The following is a 20,278-nucleotide window of genomic DNA, read 5'->3' as shown; positions in this document are numbered from 1 at the left end:
AATTTGCGCAAAAATACACGGTTTCCGGTTCCCGGGTACCAGTTTCCGGGCCTAAAATTCCAGGCTCTCCCTGCTTAAGGGTACTCTTCGAATTTCGGCCCCGGTATCCGGCGACTGGTAACAGGTAACTACTTATTGTTTAACGGATGATCAACTCGCTTTTCAGCACAATATTCTCATAGGGCGCTTCCAGGCGGGAGGTTTTTTTATCGATCAGGCGAAAAAGCAGTTCTGTGGCGCTCACGCCCTGGTCGTAAGGAAATTGTTCTACCGAAGCCAGCGGGGGGTATTCGACATACTGCGTAACCGGTACGTTGGCATAGCTTACAAAACAGATGTCTTTGTTGATGGCCAGTTTCTTTTGCCGCGCATAATGAATGGCGTCGAGCGTAACATAATCGTTGAAAGAAAGAATGGCGGTAGGTCTTTTTTTAAGCAGCATCAACGCATCAAAGGCTTTCTGGGTGCCTTCAACCGACAGGTCGGTGCTTACGATCAGCGATTCATCGACCGGCAGTTTGTGCTTTTTATGGGCTTCCATGTACCCATCGAGCCGCTCATTTTTCATATTCAGGGTGGGTGGTCCCTGCAGGTAACCGATGCGTTTATGGCCTTTTTTTATTAACCATTCCACTGCTTCCACAGAGCTATCGTACAAATTGCAGCTTACCGAATGAATGTCTTTGGCATCGGGAACGCGGTCGAAGAACACCACGGGAATATCGTAGTTCTTCATTTGTTCAAAATGTTCAATATGGGTGGTGCTGCTCGAAATGGACGCGATGATACCATCTACGCGATGGTTCTTCATTGACTCTACCAGCTTTTGTTCGCGGGCCAGGTCATCGTGACTTTGGCCAATGAGCACAATATAGTTGTGATCGATGGCCACGTCTTCAATGCCATTGATGGCAGCGGAAAAGAATTCTTCGCGAAGGTTGGGCAGAACCAGACCGATCGTGAAAGTTTTTCGCTGTTTGAAGAATATGGCTGTTTGGTTGGGCTCGTAGTTTAATTCAGCAGCCAGTTTTTTCACCGCCATTTTTGTACGCAGGCCAATGCTGGGATGATCGTGCAGGGCGCGTGAAACCGTAGAAGCGGAGATATTTAACCGGCGGGCTATTTCCTTTATGGTGGGGAGTTTCTTTTCCATGTGTATTGCACTGTAAGTTAAACAATGTAGCGGAAGATAGGACAGGCAAACGTTTGCGGAAAATGCAGCCGGGGGTGTGAATGGTGAATAGCGAACAGAACCCTGAAGTGTGCGACGCAAGGAACGCTTAATAGAGATCCTGCAGCCGGCCACCACCAACCCCAACGCCCGCTGTTACTTTCCCTGAAAATCAGGCTTCCTTTTTTCAAGGAACGCAGTAGTGCCTTCCACCATATCGTGGGTGGCAAAGCATTCGCCAAACAGGTTCACCTCTTCGGTAAAACCATCTTTGGTATGATCAAAAACGGCATTGGCCGCTTTAATGCAACGGCCAACGGCCAGCGGTGCTTTGGTATTTACCAGCTCCAGAATAGAGCGGGCCTTTGCTAACAATTCTTCCTGCGGCACCACATAATTTACCAGTCCGTACTGAAGGGCGGTAGCGGCATCGAGCATATTACCGGTGATGAGCAGTTCAATGGCCCGGCCTTTGCCAATGAGTTGGGTCAACCGCTGGGTGCCGCCATAGCCGGGTATAAGGCCCAGGTTTACTTCGGGCTGGCCAAAGCGGGCGTTCTCCGAAGCTATTCTGAAATGACAGGCCATGGCCAGCTCACATCCGCCACCGAGGGCAAATCCGTTTACGGCAGCAACGACGGGTTTGGGCGCTTCTTCGATCTTTCTGAAAATATACTGGCCTTTTTTTGCCAGGTCCATGCCTTCATGGTGTTTCAATCCCTGGAACTCGCTGATGTCGGCGCCGGCAACAAAAGCTTTTTGTCCGGCCCCGGTTATGATCACCGACCTGATGGCGGGGTTATTATATACATCATCAATGGCCGTGTTCAATTCATCGAATACGGTTTTATTGAGTGCGTTCAATTTATCGGGCCGGTTGATGGTAATGAGCAGAATGGCATTTTCAAGTGATGTAGTTATGGCAGAATACATGTTGCAGGTTTTTTATCAATTGGAATGATTAATAATTGTAAATCTAAAGGAAATAGATGATTTTGGAGCGTTTCGATACTCCGGCACTTCGACTACGCTCAGTGCTCAACGCTGTTTGTGCCTGCCCCTTCGACTTCGCTCCCGGCAAAAAAAAATGCAGCCTTTGGAAAAAGGCTGCCGTTTCTGATAAGAGAACCTGTCCTGATAATATTTTATGTAGGTAGTATCGTTTTGTTGTATTAACAGGGCAAAAATGCAAACAAATTCCGCCCTTGAAAAGCGGGTTTGTTTGTAATGTGTAAAAGGGGTATTGAAGTGTAATTATAAGATCATGAAGCGTTTTGCCGGCGCGCCTTTCTATTGGGTAAAGAACCGTATTTTTGAACACTTAAATGTTGCTTGCATGAATCAAAAAGTAAACAGGCCGCTGCGGGTTTTGGTGGCAAAGGTTGGGCTCGACGGGCACGACCGGGGCGCCAAGGTCATTGCTACGGCTTTGCGCGATGCCGGAATGGAAGTGATCTATACCGGATTGCGCCAAACGCCTGAAATGGTAGTGAATGCCGCGTTACAGGAAGATGTAGACGCTATTGGCATTAGTATTTTATCCGGCGCCCATATGACCGTTTTCCCAAAAGTAGTGGCTTTAATGAAGGAAAAAGGAATGGAAGATGTATTGCTGACCGGCGGGGGCATTATTCCCGAAGAAGATATGCAGCAATTAAATGCCCTGGGGGTGGGTAAATTGTTTGCACCGGGAACGCCCACTACTGAAATTGCCAGCTATATCGCTGACTGGGTAAGCGCCCACCGGAATTTTTAATAAAAAGCGCAGGCTGTGCCGGCCTGCCTTAACCTGTTTATGTGCGATCTTTTTCTGATACTTCCATAAAACACAAGAGCCACACTTTTGAAGGTGTGGCTCTTGTGTTAAATTGTTTGTTTTTTAACCGCGCAATTGCTGCAATACGAGGTTAATTCTATTTATGGTTTCTTCCTTTCCGATAATAGCGGCTATCTCAAACACGCCCGGGCCAAACTTACCACCTACCAGCATTATGCGCAAGGGCAATAATACTTCACCTGGTTTTATTTGTTTGGCTGCGGCCAGTTCTTTAAATCCATTTTCCAGATCAGTGGCATTCCAGTAGGATTGCTGTTGCAGGTAGCTGATGACATCGCCAAAAAATGTTTGTTTGGCTTCGTTCCACTTGGGCTTTATGGCATCGAGGTCCCATTGTTGTGGGGTTTGGAAAAAGAAACGCGACTGCTCAACAAAATCGGGGAGCAGGGTGCAACGTTCTTTTACCAGCGCAATCACTTTTTCGAGTTGTGCATCATCAGTTGCTGCAATGCCGTGCTGGTCAAAGATGCTTTTTACTTCGGGCTTCAGCCTGCCAGCATCCGCTCTCTTTATCCATTCATGGTTGAACCATTTGGCTTTTTCGAAATCGAATTTGGCGCCGCCCTTATGAACGCGGTCGATGGAGAATTTTTGTATCAGTTCATCGAGGGTGAACAATTCCTGGTCGGTGCCATCATTCCAGCCCAGCATGGCCAGCATATTTATAAATGCTTCGGGTAAAAAACCCATTTCACGAAAACCTTTGGTAAGTTCACTGGTGCCAGGCACCGTCCAGTTCATGGCAAATACGGGGAAGCCGAGGCGGTCGCCATCGCGTTTGCTCAATTTTCCATTGCCATCGGGTTTCAGGATCAATGGCAGGTGCGCCCATTGCGGCATCTCTTTTTCCCAGCCCAGGTATTTCCATAATAAGATATGCACGGGTGAGCTGGGCAGCCATTCTTCGCCGCGGAAAGCATGGGTTATTTTCATCAGGTAATCATCAACCACCACCGCCAGGTGATAGGTTGGCATACCATCGGCTTTCAATAATACTTTATCATCGACCAGGGACGTATGAAAACTTACTTCGCCGCGGATCATATCGGTAAAGGTCACCGTTTCATTTTCAGGCATGCGAATACGAATGACGTGTGGAACACCATCTGCTATCATTCGCTGTGTTTCTTCAAAAGTAAGCGCACACGAGTTGCGCATTTGCATGCGTATATTATGATCGTATTGGGGCGAAGGGTTTTCGGCTGTTTTAAACCGTTCGCGCATCGATTCCAGCTCATCGGGCCGGTCGAACGCATAATAGGCTTTTCCTTCCTGTACTAAAAATTCCGCATATTGCCTGTACAGCTCTTTACGCTCGCTTTGGCGATAGGGAGCGAATGGGCCACCGGCCAGCGGGCTTTCATCGGGTTGCAACCCGCACCATTTTAAACATTCATAGATGTATTCTTCGGCGCCCGGTACATAGCGGCTTTGGTCGGTATCTTCAATACGCAACACAAAATCGCCACCCTGCTGGCGGGCAAACAAATAATTGTATAGAACCGTTCTTACACCCCCTAAATGAAGTCCGCCTGTTGGACTGGGAGCAAATCGTACCCTTACTTTTTTTGCCATAGGGCGCAAAGATAAGCAATTGACAACAGGCAATGTTTGCATCTTGCCCCGGTTCCAACTATCTTTATTGTATGCTAAAAAAGCTGATCACGCTCATCTTTCTGTTTATATATAAAATAGTGCCGGCCCAACTGACGTACCAGACCCTGTATGTGGATTATGATAGCGCCTGGACTTACAAAAACCTGAAAATTATTCCCATCAGGCCAAAAGGTTTTGGCGGCCAGGCCCGGGTTGTGCCGGGCGTGGTATCGTTAAGCCAGGCGGTGGCAAAGGGTAGTGTAGTGATCAGCGAACGCGGAACTGCGGCAACGGAAAATGTTCATTGGTTGCGCATAAATAATAATGGATCCGAATCGGTGTATATAGGCTCGGGCGAAATAATTCTCGGCGGCCGGCAGGACCGCATGGTTTCCCGGGATACGGTTCTGCCCCCTTCGCCAAAAGATCAATACATAAATGTAATGTGTGTTGAAGAAGGGCGATGGAGCGATAAAGAAAAAAAATTTCAATACAATAATTATGCTGATCCCGCCTTGCGGAAGGTGTTAGACCAATCGAAGAACCAGGTACTGGTATGGAAAGAAGTATTTTCGCAACTGGAACGCAACGGCACAAAAGCACCAACAATAGCCTACCTGGCCCATCGCAGCGATAAAAAATATACGCCCGAACAGGATGCGTATTTACGTTACTTCACCGAAAAATTCAGGAACAGCGACAGTACAATAACCGGTTTTGTATGTATGAGCGGCGATAAAGTAATAGGGTGTGATATATATGCCGGTAATAATTTGTTTTATGGCGAGCTGCAGCCATTATTACATGGATATATAGAAGAAGCGATCGCCTTTGGCAGTACGCCGGTTATAAAAGATGAAAAAGTAAAAGAATACCTCAATCCCATACTTACAAGCGAAGCAACACAGGAAGCATACCTTAAAAAAAATGGCAAGATGTATAAGTACAAAGAGAAAGTAGTACACATTACCGGTTACGCACAGTAATTTCAGTTATTTTTGTTGCAGAGGATAGCATAGCATGCTTTATTTTGTAAAAACACCATGGTGGCTTAAGAAGCTTTATCCGCGTTGTGTTTGGGACATTCCGGTCAAAGAAAAAACATTGTACCTCACATTTGACGATGGTCCACACCCGGTAGTTACTCCATTTGTATTAGACCAGTTACAGCAGTATAACGCCAAGGCTACTTTTTTTTGCATTGGTAAGAACGTGGCCGCACATTCCGACATCTATCGTTCAATACTCGATGGCGGGCATCGGGTAGGCAATCATACGTTCAATCATTTGAATGGCTGGAAGGCTACCGATGAGTTGTACCTGCAAAATATTTTATCGGCTGGAAAATATATTGACTCCAATCTGTTTCGACCTCCATACGGAAAGATCACGCGCTTTCAGGTAAAACTGTTAACAGGAATTCGCAATTCGCCCGTTAGCAGCAATTTTAGGATAATCATGTGGGATGTGCTCAGCGGTGATTTTGACCTTAAGCTCACGCCAGAAGCCTGCGCATTAAATGTTACCAGGAATGCGCAACCGGGTTCCGTAATCGTTTTCCATGACAGTGAGAAAGCATTTCCCCGCTTGCAGGAAGCACTGCCAAAAACGCTGCAATATTTTAGTGAAAAAGGCTTCCGTTTTGAAGCAATAAGAGGATAAAAAAGCGGTAAAATAAGGGTAGAAATAACCGGATTTTGCGACAGTATGTCCTTAAAAAAAGTTGGGCCTGGGTAGACACCCTGGCCCGTTTTTAATCCGTACCCTATGAAAACTGACTTAAAGGTATAAACTTTTTTGATTAATGCAAAGTTATTTCGTGAGACACCCCATTTACCGTGAAACTTGCCTTGTTATCGCAGGTGCCCGGACCGTAGTCGAGCACTGCCACAGCGTCATTTCCTTTCTTTAAACTGAGGGTCCCGAGGGTGATCCACCGGCAGCCGAATTTTTTGCGGAGGGCGGCTGTAATGACGGTTGACCATTGAAAGTATTTGTTACCGGCCGAAACCGCGCCGCTGGCCCCGCCGGTTATATTGTACACATCGTCAAGCGCCAGTAGGGGAGTGGCCCCGCCTTCTATCTGGGTTATCGTTTTTTCACTGCTCCATTGAATATAATCGCCGTTGGAATTGCTTAATTTGGCATTGATAATCTGTATGGTATAACTTTTTTGGCCGGTTGTGCCGGTATTGGTGAGCTTATAGGTGCCTTCTACTTTAATGTTATCTAAATAAAAGCCATCAAAGGAGGCCGTGGCCGAATTGCCTGAGGTGCCGAGGTGACCGGTATACAAAACAATGATCCTGCCTTTGCGGGTTCTGCCATCTTTGCCAATACAGCCGCTGCCAAAGTCGATGGTTATTTGTAAAGGAAAGCGGGTTGAAGTGCTTAACTGTTTGGTAGTCACTACATAGCAGGTGATGGAATCTACTCCATCAATGCGGTTACCATTAGAGCTGCTGCTTACGTCGACCCTTCCAAAAACGCCGGTTCCGCCAATAGCTACCTCGCTGCTGACGCCCATTACGTTATTAAAAACATCATCAAAAACCACTTCGGCGGCAGCATCAGATTCAGATGAAACTGAGGCAAACTCTTCCCTGTCGGCCGTTCCAGAAGCATCATCCTGCTTTTTACAGGCCCACAAAACAAGTGTGGTAACCAGTACCGTTACCAGTAACCCGGTAAGTTTTGATATAGTTTTCATCTGCGAATATTAATTGGGTTTTGGCCAGATGGATCTTACTATGGCAAAATTTTCATTGTACGGCATGTTTTAATGAAAATTTTGCCATAGACGATTCATAAAACAAATTAAGGCATATTATCATAAACCAAGTAACCGGTTTATGACGGAAGCGGTTCTAAATAGTTTAAACAAATCATAAATTTTTTGGGAATTTTGCGACCGATATGAATCTTCAATTAATTGATACTCACTGCCATTTATATGGGCAGGATTTTTCCAAGGACATCAGGGCCGTTATTGAGCGGGCTGAAAATGAAGGGGTTCGGCGTTTTTATTTGCCGGCCATAGACAGCGAAGTGATAGATGCCATGCTGCAACTGGAACAGGATTTTCCGGGAAAATGCTTTGCCATGATGGGCCTGCATCCCTGTTCGGTAAAGGAAGACCATAAGCAGGAACTGGCCCTGGTTGAGCAATGGCTGGCCAAACGGCCTTTTAAAGCGGTAGGGGAGATTGGACTTGATTATTACTGGGATAAAACTTTTATTGACGCCCAGAAGGAAGCTTTTCACCAACAAATAGAGTGGGCTTTACACTACCAGCTGCCTATTGTGATCCATTCGCGCGAGTCGATGGCCGATAGCATTGAGATAGTGCGGCAGCACCAGAAGGGGAATTTGGGGGGCATTTTTCATTGCTTTACCGGTACGTTGGAAGAGGCGCAACAGATCATTGACCTCGGATTTTACCTGGGAATAGGGGGCGTGGTAACTTACAAAAATACCCATTTACGCGAAGTGCTAAAGGCGGTTTCCATGGACCATATTGTGCTGGAAACGGATGCGCCGTACCTGACACCGGTACCTTTCAGGGGTAAAAGGAATGAAAGCAGTTACCTGAAATATATAGTTGAAAAGGTGGCGGAGGTAAAAGAAATACCGGTTTCGGAGGCGGCTGCCATCACTACAGCCAATGCAAAAAAAATATTCGGGGCCTAATGGATGAAGATGTAAATTTGCTCCCCTTTTAAAAGCAGAGGCAGAAAATCTTAATCTGTTTTTAATGGGAAAACATAGAAAGAGAGGTGCCTGAGAGGTTGAAGGGTAATAAAAAATATTGGAGACTTGTCCGAGTGGTTGAAGGAGCACGCCTGGAAAGTGTGTATACGGGAAACCGTATCGAGGGTTCGAATCCCTCAGTCTCCGCAAGTTAAATACAACGTCCCGCCTTTGGCGGGACATTTTTATTTGAGGGCGTTGCGCCGCCTGTGGCGAGCGCAAAAGCCCGATAAATAAAAATGGGAAGGCACGACAGTGCCGGACGTTGTGTTTGACTTAAGCCCCTCCCTTAAGGGATCGCCGCAGGCAATCCCTGGGGAAGAAATAAATTCACCCCACCAGTAATATTCATTGATGCCATTGCGCCGAAGGCAATTCCAATCTTAACTATTTTATATTAATCCCCTAACGGAAATAAAAGGTATCTTTAACCGTTCTACCCTTATAAATAAAAACATGTCAAAAGTCGTCTTCAATAATAAAAATGCTGTCTTTTTCTCCTCTTTGAAAATGGCTGTAGACAAATATTTTAAAGAAAACGGATTAAAAAAGACAGGAACATGGGGATTGTATAGTAAAACCATCATACTGATCGTTGCTGCAATTTCATTATATCTCATCACCATTTGTTTTTCTCTGCCGGTAATAACAACTATTTTAATTGGCAGTGTTTTAGGATTTTTATGTGCCTGCATCGGTTTTAATGTGATGCACGATGCAAACCATGGCAGTTACTCTTCAAAAAGCTGGGTGAACGATACGCTGGGCTTAACATTGAATGCATTGGGTGGCAATAGCTTTATCTGGCGTCATAAACATAACATTATTCATCATACCTATCCCAATGTGGATGGCATTGATGACGATATTGCCAAAACGCCGTTTATCAGAATGTGCAGCACGCAACAATGGGTGCCTATGCACAGGGTGCAGCATTTATATACACCTTTGTTGTATGCCATTAGTTCTATGATCTGGATCTTATTCCAGGACTTTGAAAAATATTTCAAGCAAAAAATACACAATACTGATCTGCAAAAAATGAAAACCAGTGATCATGTTGTTTTCTGGATCAGTAAACTTTTGTATTTGTTCTTTTATATTGCGCTCCCCATAATACTTGTAGGCTGGCAACAGTGGCTGGTATTTTTTATAAGCCTGCACATAGGGCAGGGTTTTACCCTGGCTATTGTATTTCAGCTGGCCCATGTTGTGGAAGAAACCGAGTTTGCTTTTGCGCCGTTAAATGAAACAACGGTCATCGAAAACGAATGGGCCATTCACCAGTTAAAGACAACTTCCAATTTTTCGCCCAATAGCAAAGTGATCACCTGGTTTGCAGGTGGATTAAATTACCAGGTAGAACATCACCTTTTCCCGAAGGTGAGCCATATTCATTATCCGGCGTTGAGCAAAATAGTTAAAGGGAAATGCGAAGAATTCAATATCCCTTATAACTGCATCCCTTCATTTAATTCTGCTGTCAGATCCCATTTCCGGTTTATTAAATCGTTGGGAAAAAAGCCATTGGCTGTGTAGTAATACATAGCTATTTCATTGCGGTCACAAAATAATCCAGGCAGGTATCTGACAATTCACCCAGGTAAAAATCAACATAGTCGATGCTGGCAGTAATGTCGGGTGTTTTACGGGCAAGCGTAAACCGGTTATAATTATTGAGCAAACTGTAAACGCCTTTCAACAGTAAAGCAGGAAGATGGTATTGTAAATTGAGCACATCGAACCGGGTAATTCTTTCAACTGATCTTTTGTTTTCGACGTAATACCTCATCACGGTGTCGTTGCCATAAATGCCCTGTACAGACCAGGTTTCAAAACCGCCGGCAATAAGTGCCTGCATTTGACCGGGCAGGTATTCCCTTATATGAAAAGGATTTCTTGTGAGCGAGGTCAATTGGTTGGGCGTTGTAAGAAATAATGAACCGCCGGGTTTCAGCACTCGCTTTATTTCTTTTAGCAGCAGGTGATCGTTTTTGATATGCTCAATAACCTGGAAGCATAAAATAGTATCAAAGCTGTTGTCGGGAATATGAGATAACCAGGGAAGCTGGCATTGGGTGAATTGCCTGTTGTTATTAAAGGAAATGCCTGCCGGTCTTTTTTTATCGACTGCTACATACTTTTCGGTAAGCGGACTCAACAACTCCATGCCATAGCCTTCGCCGCAACCCAGTTCCAGTACTTTTTTATCGCGGAGCCATTCTTTTGAAATGGCTTTATAAGCAAACAGGTGACGTTGAAAAACATAATTATTAATGTGCGACAGGTTGTTGGTTCTTTCTGAGGTTTTCAGTAATGCTATCATTGGTACAAAATTGAAATGAGAATGAAATGCCCATACTATCGCAGGTTAGCTGCAATAATAGTAATGGCAGGTATGCATTACTGATACACGGTTAGTGGAGAATACCCTTATTCCTGTTTCAAAAAATTGAGATCGACAAAGAGACCCAGTTGAAAGCCTATCCACATTTTGGTGCTTTGGGCCCTGTTCATTGAAAAATTATCAGAGAGGGTATAAATGGGTTTAATGAGGTTGAATTTTTTATCAATTTGGTAATCTGGTAATCCCGGCGCCATTTTTATACCCGCCTGGTAAAAGGTCAGTTTCATAAGATTGAATACGGGACCAAATTGAACACTGATGCGATTGCCAATTCTGGCTTCGGCTATACAGGCTGCTCTATGTAATTGCGTTTTAAATTCCCATTTTTGGCCGGCGGTATCAAATGTAGAAGACAGGTTGCCGGTAGTTAACTGCAGCTGCAAATTCCATTGATCGTTCAGCTCAATAGCACCGCCCAACCCATACCGGAAACCCGATATTTTGAAGTTGCTGCTGAAGGAGGCAAGGGCATACACATATTTTATACCTGCCTGTATGGTTGGGTTGAAATAAAAAACATCATCGGCTCCCAGGCCGGCTTTTATAAGCATGTTGCCGGCAATGCTGCGTTCTTTTGTGGGAGAAGAAGCACGCGAGGCTACCTGGTTGATTGTAGCAGCTGGCTTTTTACCAACAGGTGACTGCGCTTTTACAGAATCCTTACTGGCTGGTATGGGGACAGTGGTTTTTATGGTATCGCTGCTGAAGTTCTTGTTAGCACCTGCATCTGCAGCTGTTACTGCGGGTAAAGGAGTGGTGGCATTACCTGCCGGAGGCCTCTGGTTCGAGATATGCGGGTTTGTATCTGGCGGAATATGCTTTATCGATGAATTTTTATTGGGCGGAACCGGTTGTTTTTGACTTACTGATGGGGCAGCCGGTAAATGCGGCGCCAGCACGGTGTGCGTGGTGTTTACAACGTTGGTAGCTTTTCTTTTTGCGGGCGGGGGATTATCGAGCAGAATAATGTGGTCGCCGAGGATGGCATAATATACGCCTGTGTTCGCCTTTATTTCCTGTAACAAACCGCCAATAGTTTGCTTATTCGCTTTTATGCGGATATATTTTCCTGCGGGAAATTTGCGTGTATTGATAGAGAATTTTACACCCGCCTGTTTATTGATCAGGTTTAACAGGGAGTCGAGCTGAATAGCGTTGGCCGGAACGAGGATCATTTTATGCAGGTTGACGGCAGTTTGCGCGCTGCCTTTTATTACCAGGGCCATCAGCAAAATGATCAAACTTATCTTAATCGCTATTTGGTTGTTACGTACAGCTACTACCACTTATATACACAGTTTTTTGCTCAATTCGGTATTGAATGTTCAACGTCATTGCCAACACCTCAAAGATATATTCAATTGATTTATTATCGAAAGAACTGCTCATGGTGCAGGCTTCCAGGTCTTTGTTGGTTATAACAATTTTTATACCGTAAGCCTTTTGCAGTTGACTGGCAATTTCTTTTAAGCTGGCATTTTCAAAATTGAAAATTTTTGTAGCATAGGCCACTTCATTGACATTGAAAGTCTCCAAAATTGAAAACCGTTGTGTTGAAATATGGTAGATGCCTTTATTACCGGCTTTAAGGGTTATGCTATCCTTATCGTTAAGCATACGTACAATACCTGTTCTTACCACTACTTCAATGCTGTCGGTTCCCTTGCGTACATTAAATGATGTGCCAATCACTTTTATATGCACCGGGCCAACACTTATTATAAATGGTTTGGAAGCATCGGGTGTAACATTAAAAAAGGCTTCCCCATTTAATTGTACTTCCCGGTTACCGGTAAATTGAACCGGATACTGTAACAGCGAATGGTTGTTAATGATAGCAATGGAGCCATCTGGTAAGGTATCGTTCAGGATGGTTTGATCTGTTTGGCGGGTAATGGCGATCGTGTTTGGTGAACGTTTCTTTTTAGTAAGCACGGTGAACAGGATAACCGCTCCTGCTATCAGTATTAAACTTGCTGCGATCTTTGTAAAGGCCAGCGCTTTTTTAAGTGGGATGGTTTTTGATATTGGTGGCTGTAAAACCCTGTTTTTGATCTCCTGTAAAAAAGCTTCTTTATCGGGAATGGTACAATTTTCTTCTGAAGAAAGGGAACTCCATATGTTGCTGACCTGTTCAAACAATTGCCTGTTTGCAGGCGAGACCGCCAGCCATGTTTCCAATTGAATGGCTTCTGCAGGCGAGGCTTCGCCGGCCAGGTAGTTACCCAGCAGGTGATCAACATCGATATGGTTGTTATTATTCATCGGTTGGTGCGGGTCATTGTTTATTGGGTTAAGAGTAATATAAACAGGATCATCACTTCTGATAGCTTTTCCCGCAATATTCTAAGGGCTTTACCGATCTGTACTTCTACCGTTTTTACCGATAAATTCATTTCCAGGGCTATATCAGCATATTTCTTTTGCTCGAACCTGCTTTTCATGAAGATCAGTTTGCATTGTGGCGGCAGGCTTTCCAGCGCTTCCCTTATGCGGTTGATGTTTTCCTTGCTTACCAGCTCATCGTTGAATACCTGTTGAACAGACTGGTTATTTTGAAGGTATGCCTTTCGTACTTTTTCATTCCTTTTTATATTCAGGCAATAATTATAGACCGAAGTGTATAAATACGATTGTACCGATTGCTGTTCATCAATGGTTAACCGTTTCTGCCACAGGTTTACAAAAACGGTTTGTACCGCATCTTTTGCCTCATCATTGTTCTTCAATAAGGTAAAGGCATAGCGATACAACCCTTCAAAATGGGTTTGAAAGTATTTTTCCACGACTGCAGTCAGCCGCTCATCATTCATTTTTATGTCATCCTGTAGGTTCAATCCTTGCAAAATCCCGCTTGTCAGATGATTTTCAGGTATTACACGCTGAAAGGCGAATACCCTTATTGGGTGGGTGAATTTTTTTTCCTGTTTAAACGCGAATATACATACACGGCACCGGGAATTAACAGCAGGGCGAGAAACCAGTAATACCGCCGGGTTGATTGAACAGCCGGTACCTGTATTTTTTTCAGATGGCCGCTGTAAACAAATGCCGCCCAATAATAAGGCAATTGTACCAGGGCATTATCCTTATTTGACAACAACCATTGCTTTTTTGCATGATGTAATGCCAGTGCAATGTCATTTTGTTTCGACAATTGTTCATAAAAAAGTTGGGTCAATGCTATGGCCGTTTTGTCATTCACATTCCATAAACCAGCCATAACACCACCGGCGCCAGCCGCTGTAAAGCCACGGCTTAAACTATTGAGCCCTTCCCCAACAAGCAAATTGCCATCGGCCGTTTTACAGGCGCTCAACACTACGAGGGCCGGGGTAAAATGTTTATACCGAAGGTCGAATAAATAAAAGGGTTTATCATATAACTGCAAATAGGGTTCAGTGGCCAATACAGAAGAAACCGCATGCGTACTGATATGCAAAATACCGGTAGAAGTAACTGCATTATTGAAAGCTTCCCAGGTTGCGGCAGAATTTGTATAATAACGCCCTGCAATCTTTTTATTTAATTCCCTGAATTCCGTTTCAATTGAAAGAACGGCCTGTTTTGTTTGTTGCCCCTTTGAAACAAAAAAACCGGTGAAGCCGGCAGAAGGGTAGTTCGCATTTTGCTGTTCATACCAGGTAGTAAGCGAGAATGCCTGCGACAAGGAAGCCTTTTTTAAAAGATATGGCCATTGACTGAAATTATTCTGATATACCGGATCGGTGAGCAAGGCGTCAAAGGGCAGGTAGCTGAATGGGCCATCAGGGATCAATACATAATGCCGGTCTTTTTGCCACGACCTGGTTTTAAATATTGACTGGTAAATATGGTAGCATTCTTTATAAAATTTTCCCGGTTCATTTATCATCGCCGAAGGGCCATTCGCAAACCACTGCTGCATGAACCGTGGAATATCGGCATGTAATTCCCTGCTGGCTGTGATAAGCTGTACCGATTGAATTCCTTTATTGTTCAATTCAATAATAAAGCTGCTGTCGCTGGCTGCTACAAACTCCAACATGGTTACCCGTTCGGGGATCTGCTGCATGATGGCATACAGCTTTTTTTCAGTGAGCCCGGTTTCGTATTGGTTGGGCCCGGCCTGTTGTTTTATTTTTTTATTTAAGATCGACAGGTCGTATTCGGCCTGTTGCAGCAGGGCGGTTACTGTTTCTTTGTTTTTTGTAGATAACAGCTCATGCTGGTAATAGAGGATAACCTGTTTTAACTGGGCTGCCCGCCTTAGTACCGTATCGCCTGGCAACGATGTTCCGGTTACCATGCGGGAGCGGCGTTCATCCATTAATACCTGCGCCCGCGATTGCTCGGTTATAAGCAACAGCTGTTCCAGGTATTTACGGTCGCCGGTTTGTATCCACAGCGTATAGGCCAGTTTGGTAGCAGCTTCTACCCCTGACCGGGTATTAATTATTTCCTTTAGTTTTGATTCGGCATAAAAGAATTCCCTTCTGAGCTTTCCGGTTGCCACCAACGCACCTGTATACTGTTGTAATGCTTCCTGGGGTTGATGCAACAGCATGAACGCTGCTGCTTTTCCGCACAACGCATCTGAAAAGGTGTTTTCGCTGTATAACAGCTGTTCGCCGGGAACAGTGCTTATGGAAGCCGGGCTCCAGGTTGGTATCAATAAAAGAAGTGCGTTCTGATAAAATTCAAGTGCACGGCTGCCGTTGCCTGTTTTGCAATTGATATCACCCAGCTGTACATACAGTTTGGCTTTTTCGCGTTGCCTTGTTCCGGTAAAGTGTTGTTTGAAAAGTTGTAATGCCCGTTCTGCATAACCGGCAGCCTGTTGAAACCGGTGTTTCTCCATGGCAATTTTAGCGGCTACCTGTAATGCCCCGGCATACCAGTACAAGGCAGTTGTTTCTGTATGATATTGCTGTAGTTTTTTTAATGCGGTATTACAAATGCTTTCGGCCGAATCGTATTGATGCTGTGCGGTGAGAATATCGGCCTGCGTGCTGAGCAATAAACCATACAGGGGCGTTGCGGGGGAAGCATATCGAAGACCATCCGTACAATAACCCGCGGCAGTTAACAGATCGTCCTGCGATCGGGAACAGATGGCCATGTTGCTGTATGTAGAAGCAATGAGGTCTTTATTGTTGGTTTTCATCGCCAGTTCCATTGTTTTGCGATGAATGAACAGGGCTGTATTGTAATCGGCCAAACGCGTATAGTTATTACCAAGCGGTTTTAATACCGTTTCAATAATGTCGGCATCGGGTAATGGATAAGATTCATAAAAAGACAGGGCGGTTTCGTAGGCATTTATAGAGGCCAGGATGTTACCGGTTTGTAATTGATAATATCCCTGTACCGAAAGCAGATCGAACCAGGCCATCCGTTCATAATAAGTTTTATAGGTTCGCCAGGCTTCCTGTTGCGAACGCATCAGGAAACCGATACGTGCCGGTGGATCTTTTTCAACATACATCATGCGTTCGTAGATCCAGAAATCGAGGTCATCGTGCTTTTTATAATTCGCCAGTTTTTTTGTTAAAGAAGCAGGAAGCGCGAGACTATCGGGCGAAGCATACACCCAGCAGGCAGGAACGGCAATTTGAAAAAGAATAAGTATGACCACCTTGTACAGACAGCGGTTCATTGGGTGGTAATTTGGCTAAAGATAGGTAATTGCCGGCATTGAACCGGATAGCCATTTTCCCGTGAACAATCGATCTGTTAAAACTTCCAGCTTGCATACAGCATAATAGTCTGATAAGAAGGGTTGAAATACTGTAAAAAGCGGACGCCGATAGCCGGACCTGTTCTTACTTTTCCTACCTGCGCATCGGCAAACAGGGCACCCCTGATCTTTGCAAATGATTCATTTTGTTTGCCGGTTTCTCCTTCGACGGTAAAGGTGCCGTTGCCATTGGGATTAAACAACTGCGAACGTATATAGCGGGTAGTGTTACGGCTTATTTCTGCCGATAACAGGGCGCCTGCACCAGCTGCGGCAAAGGAGGCCAGGTTATACCTGAATTCGAGGGGGACCAATTCAATATTCGCCACCTTTATTTTTTCATAGCTGTCGTGGTATTGCACTTTGTAAACGGTGCCGTTGATGGTGGTGTCGCCACCCTGGCGGCGGGCTGTAAATTGTTCAAATGAACGATCTGAACGAAGGAATAATTCCCACTGGAAATATTTTTTGTAAGCTGCATATTCCGATACGGTAAAACCCAGTGAATATTGTTGTGCGGCTATCCCGGCTGCTGCTGAACCCGGCTGAGCGCCAAAGCCAAGTATAATACCGGGCGAGATTCCTTTTTTAAAACTTCCGGTAGAACGGTTCGTATATACGGGTTCGTTTTTGTCGAATACAATGGCCGCCCGGCATTGAAAGGGCACCTTGTGCATTTTCTTCCCAAACCGGATCCGGTACTTTATATATCCTTTTGTGGAATCAGGATCAGTAATGCCATCCTGTTGCGTACCCGGCAGGTAAATATTATTGAAAACGAACTGAATGCTGTCTTTTGTAACGATGGTGTCAATACAGCTTTGGTTTTCCCCCGCCGTTTTGCACCAGGTGCAGGCTGGTTTCATGCTCACCACTTCAAGAGATGCAGTGTTTAATAACCCGGGTATGGTAATGGTGATCGCCACTTTTTTAGCCGGTCCCTTACCCGTATTTTGAAATTGAACTTTATAGGTGTTCTCTTTATTTTTCCTGGTAAAGCGATAGTTCAGTTTTTTGTTCTTTAACAGCATGCGGTTGGGGTCGTGCGAGGCTACCACCTGCATTTCGAGATTGAATTTTTCCATGTCCATGGAGGGGTCATCAGGGATAAATAGTCCGGAAATAGTAACCACTGCATTGGTATCCCTGATCATTTCGGGCAGGGTATTGATGGTCACGAACATAAATTGTTCTTCGCCTTTTTGTACATTGTTTATACGCCAGATGTTATGCTTTCTAAAACCATCCATTTCCTGTTTTATCTGTTGCAGCAATTGCCGCCTGTCGGCAGCAGGAGCATTGTTTGCTGAGGCAACTGGGAAAAGACTGTTATTTTCTGTTGTGCCAACTTCTATCATCTCGGTGCCGGGCTGCCAGGCTAACATCGATTCAAGGCTAACCGGTTTTTCCTGGTGGTAACTGCGGGCTTCTGACAGGTCGAAGCAATTCTGGCTGAATTGTTTTTCGTTGTACAACAACATAACGGAACCGCTCAGGGACGTGTTATTGCTTTTGTTACGATAACCGATCAGCAGTACCATGTCTTCCCCCGGTTTGGGCATTTGATTCGATTTAATTTCGAGCGACCCATCACCGGTAAAAAAAGCGGGTGTTTTATTGACGGCCAGCATGGAGCGGTTATTCACCCGAACGCGGCGGGGACGGGTATTCGGCTTTTTGCCATCGTCATAGTTGTTGGTTGCAAACAAACGAATTTCATAATCGCCGGTATCTTTATAAACATGCACCGGTTCTTTTTCAAAGCTATAGCCGCCATCACCAAACTCCCAGAAATAGGTGTAAAATGAAAGCGGGGCGCCGGCAATTTGTCGGAGTGGCCGCAGGGCTGCGCCGAATTTCACCTGGTTATTGTCGACCTGCGGTTGAATGTCGGCAGCGGCCGTATCGCTGGTCTGTGCTTTTGAGGAAAAATTTATCATACATAACAGGAACGCTGAGCATAACAGGGGTTTGTATGATATCATATGACGAAAGATTTTATAAATATAATTAATTGTACCTAAAATCCCGGCCGGTATGGGAGCCGGCCGGGAGAGGTGTACGGATTAATTGTAAACGCCCCGTTTTAAATGGTTGCGAGGAAAGCATCAACTTCGGCCTGAGTTGCCTTATGAATAGGCGCATCGATGTGCATGTTTGCGCTGATGGTGATGGGCTGTGTGCCAAATTGTATATAACCGTCGCTGTCTTTACCTATAATGATGAGGTCGGCCTGTAACCCTATGGGCAATGAATTTTGATACGATTGAAATTTTTGTACGGTAAAATCATAGGGCAGGGTTATTACGGTTGTAATATTTTTGAATACCAGCATTACCTGAAGGTCTGTTACCTGGTTATTATCCTGGAAAGCAGGCAGTGCGGTAATGGTTGTTTTAGGATTGGGATCGCTGTAAAAACGATCGCAGTTAACCCAGGTAAAAGAAGGTAAAGAGAAGCTGTAGCTGTTGGGGCCGTTGCCAAAAGGGTAATAAGGTGCGGGGTTCCAGGTATATGGGCTTTGTTGGGGTTGGTTGCCGCCGGTGGCGCCACCCTGTTGTCTTTTATCCTGTACGAAGAGGCCCATATCTTTTTTGTTCATTGCTTTGGGGATCTCTACACGGGCTCCATCGTTTTGCAGGGCGGGGTTTATCCGAAGGTCGGCCCCATCTTTCTGGGCTTTCACCAAAATTTCTCCACCCGATTCAAGCAACTGTCCATTTGATTCTGTCATTACACCTGAAAACAGTACATCTTTTTTGCTTAATACTTCTTTTAATGTTACTGTTACATTGCCACTCACCACATTGCCATTGCCGTCGACAAATGCATTGGGTGAGAAGGTTACTTTTGTGCCGTCTTTACCGGTTATAGTAAATCCGGCGGCGGCATTACCGGAAAAAGATTGTTCCTTGATGGCATGCGAAGCCATGAAATCATCGGCTTTTGCATAGTTGGGCGTGCTTTTATCTTTTTTGCAGGCAGTTACAGATACAATAGCTGTTGCCAGTATAGCGGCTGATAATAAAGAAGCTTTCATAATTAATAGTTTTTTAGATATGGCCTACTCTCTTTCGGGCTTTTCGGCTTCCGCCCGTGCTTGTTTCAGAAGTATATCAACCGGTGTGTTTTTTTGTTACCCCCTTTTTTTGAAGATTTTTTTTATTACATATATTTGAAGGTGTGTAACTGATGGGGAGGCCTGGATTATCAACCACTTATAACTGTTTTATATAGCTACTGTCATTCATACCGATCAGCGTTATATTACTGCCCTGCTGCAAAATGATGTAGTAATGGTGCGGGAGATCTATGCTAAATATGCCGGAAAGATCAGGTATTATATTCTTGCCAATAATGGCACCGAAGATGATGCTGCCGATATTTTTCAGGAGGCATTAATAGATATATATAACCAGGCGCAACATAAACAATTACAGCTCACCTGCCCGTTTGAACCTTTTCTTTTATTGATCTGCAAAAGGAAATGGTTAAATCTTTTAAAAAAAAGAGGGCGGGAACCGGTAACAAAAGATGCAGCCGATGTATCTATAGGAGAAGATGTGTTTGCCCTGGCCGAACAAATGAAGCAAAGCGATCAACGCATGCAGGTATTTCTGCAATGTTTTGAAAAGCTGGGCGATGCCTGTAAAGAGATCATAAAAAAATGCCTGGGTGGCGAAGATCAGGAACTGATAGCAACACAATTAAAGGTAACCTATGGGTACCTGCGCAAAAAGAAAAGTGAATGCATGGCGGCCCTCACAAAAATGATACATTCTCAATTATCCGAATGAT

At 44.7% G+C, this 20,278-nt stretch carries 17 protein-coding genes and 1 tRNA gene; 7 read left to right on the top strand and 11 right to left on the bottom strand.

Annotated features, from left to right (window positions below; all coding sequences use genetic code 11):
• Positions 1-139: 139 nt before the first annotated feature.
• Together A3860_RS10740 and A3860_RS10735 are read right to left on the bottom strand one after the other, a co-directional pair.
• Positions 140-1,153, bottom strand: a complete 1,014-nt coding sequence (locus A3860_RS10740) for a LacI family DNA-binding transcriptional regulator (protein WP_081146693.1) — start codon at positions 1,151-1,153, stop codon at positions 140-142.
• A gap of 174 nt (positions 1,154-1,327) precedes the next feature.
• Entirely contained in the window at positions 1,328-2,104 is a 777-nt protein-coding gene (locus A3860_RS10735; RefSeq protein WP_081146692.1) for an enoyl-CoA hydratase/isomerase family protein, read from the bottom strand.
• Positions 2,105-2,507: 403 nt separating this feature from the next.
• Here A3860_RS10735 and A3860_RS10730 point away from each other — a divergent pair, with 403 nt between their 5' ends.
• On the top strand, positions 2,508-2,927 hold the full coding sequence (locus tag A3860_RS10730; RefSeq protein WP_081146815.1) for a cobalamin B12-binding domain-containing protein: 420 nt from the start codon (positions 2,508-2,510) through the stop codon (positions 2,925-2,927).
• A 123-nt stretch (positions 2,928-3,050) separates the two neighbouring features.
• Here the strand turns inward: A3860_RS10730 and gltX are convergent, their stop codons facing one another.
• On the bottom strand, positions 3,051-4,583 hold the full coding sequence (gene gltX / locus A3860_RS10725) for a glutamate--tRNA ligase (protein WP_081146691.1): 1,533 nt from the start codon (positions 4,581-4,583) through the stop codon (positions 3,051-3,053).
• A 71-nt stretch (positions 4,584-4,654) separates the two neighbouring features.
• On the opposite strand from gltX, the gene A3860_RS10720 reads away from it, so the two are divergent.
• Together A3860_RS10720 and A3860_RS10715 are read left to right on the top strand one after the other, a co-directional pair.
• Positions 4,655-5,590 carry an ARPP-1 family domain-containing protein gene (locus tag A3860_RS10720; RefSeq protein ID WP_081146690.1) on the top strand — a complete coding sequence of 312 codons (936 nt, stop codon included), beginning with the start codon at positions 4,655-4,657 and terminating at the stop codon, positions 5,588-5,590.
• Positions 5,591-5,624: 34 nt separating this feature from the next.
• Complete coding sequence (locus tag A3860_RS10715; RefSeq protein ID WP_081146689.1) at positions 5,625-6,266, top strand: polysaccharide deacetylase family protein; 642 nt, start codon at positions 5,625-5,627, stop codon at positions 6,264-6,266.
• A gap of 139 nt (positions 6,267-6,405) precedes the next feature.
• On the opposite strand, the gene A3860_RS10710 is transcribed toward A3860_RS10715, so the two are convergent.
• Positions 6,406-7,314 carry a hypothetical protein gene (locus A3860_RS10710; RefSeq protein ID WP_081146688.1) on the bottom strand — a complete coding sequence of 303 codons (909 nt, stop codon included), beginning with the start codon at positions 7,312-7,314 and terminating at the stop codon, positions 6,406-6,408.
• Between the two features lie 206 nt (positions 7,315-7,520).
• Between A3860_RS10710 and A3860_RS10705 the strand changes: the two genes are divergently transcribed.
• The 3 genes from A3860_RS10705 (at position 7,521) to A3860_RS10695 (ending at position 9,893) form a co-directional block, all read left to right on the top strand.
• A complete protein-coding gene (locus A3860_RS10705; protein ID WP_081146687.1) occupies positions 7,521-8,294 on the top strand; it encodes a TatD family hydrolase in 774 nt (257 codons plus the stop codon).
• A 120-nt stretch (positions 8,295-8,414) separates the two neighbouring features.
• Positions 8,415-8,501: transfer RNA gene (locus tag A3860_RS10700), tRNA-Ser, on the top strand.
• A gap of 309 nt (positions 8,502-8,810) precedes the next feature.
• On the top strand, positions 8,811-9,893 hold the full coding sequence (locus A3860_RS10695) for a fatty acid desaturase family protein (RefSeq protein ID WP_081146686.1): 1,083 nt from the start codon (positions 8,811-8,813) through the stop codon (positions 9,891-9,893).
• A 10-nt stretch (positions 9,894-9,903) separates the two neighbouring features.
• On the opposite strand, the gene A3860_RS10690 is transcribed toward A3860_RS10695, so the two are convergent.
• The 7 genes from A3860_RS10690 to A3860_RS10660 all read right to left on the bottom strand — a co-directional run bounded on the left by A3860_RS10690 (position 9,904) and on the right by A3860_RS10660 (position 19,520).
• Complete coding sequence (locus tag A3860_RS10690) at positions 9,904-10,680, bottom strand: class I SAM-dependent methyltransferase (RefSeq protein ID WP_081146685.1); 777 nt, start codon at positions 10,678-10,680, stop codon at positions 9,904-9,906.
• Between the two features lie 107 nt (positions 10,681-10,787).
• Positions 10,788-12,047, bottom strand: a complete 1,260-nt coding sequence (locus A3860_RS10685; RefSeq protein ID WP_081146684.1) for a hypothetical protein — start codon at positions 12,045-12,047, stop codon at positions 10,788-10,790.
• On the bottom strand, positions 12,028-13,026 hold the full coding sequence (locus A3860_RS10680; protein ID WP_081146683.1) for a FecR domain-containing protein: 999 nt from the start codon (positions 13,024-13,026) through the stop codon (positions 12,028-12,030). Before A3860_RS10680 ends, A3860_RS10685 begins: the two co-directional genes overlap by 20 nt.
• Positions 13,027-13,046: 20 nt before the next feature.
• Entirely contained in the window at positions 13,047-13,598 is a 552-nt protein-coding gene (locus A3860_RS10675; protein WP_158085200.1) for an RNA polymerase sigma-70 factor, read from the bottom strand.
• A 62-nt stretch (positions 13,599-13,660) separates the two neighbouring features.
• On the bottom strand, positions 13,661-16,399 hold the full coding sequence (locus A3860_RS10670; RefSeq protein WP_081146679.1) for a CHAT domain-containing protein: 2,739 nt from the start codon (positions 16,397-16,399) through the stop codon (positions 13,661-13,663).
• Positions 16,400-16,476: 77 nt separating this feature from the next.
• Entirely contained in the window at positions 16,477-18,465 is a 1,989-nt protein-coding gene (locus A3860_RS10665) for a PKD domain-containing protein (protein WP_081146678.1), read from the bottom strand.
• 101 nt (positions 18,466-18,566) lie between these two features.
• A complete protein-coding gene (locus tag A3860_RS10660) occupies positions 18,567-19,520 on the bottom strand; it encodes a hypothetical protein (RefSeq protein ID WP_081146676.1) in 954 nt (317 codons plus the stop codon).
• A gap of 256 nt (positions 19,521-19,776) precedes the next feature.
• Between A3860_RS10660 and A3860_RS10655 the strand changes: the two genes are divergently transcribed.
• A complete protein-coding gene (locus tag A3860_RS10655; RefSeq protein WP_143774048.1) occupies positions 19,777-20,277 on the top strand; it encodes an RNA polymerase sigma factor in 501 nt (166 codons plus the stop codon).
• Position 20,278 lies beyond the last annotated feature (1 nt).

The organism is Niastella vici, from assembly GCF_002077945.1.
Lineage (GTDB): Bacteria > Bacteroidota > Bacteroidia > Chitinophagales > Chitinophagaceae > Niastella > Niastella vici.
Note: the sequence above shows the minus strand (reverse complement) of the source record. Positions and strands in the feature narration are given on the sequence as shown.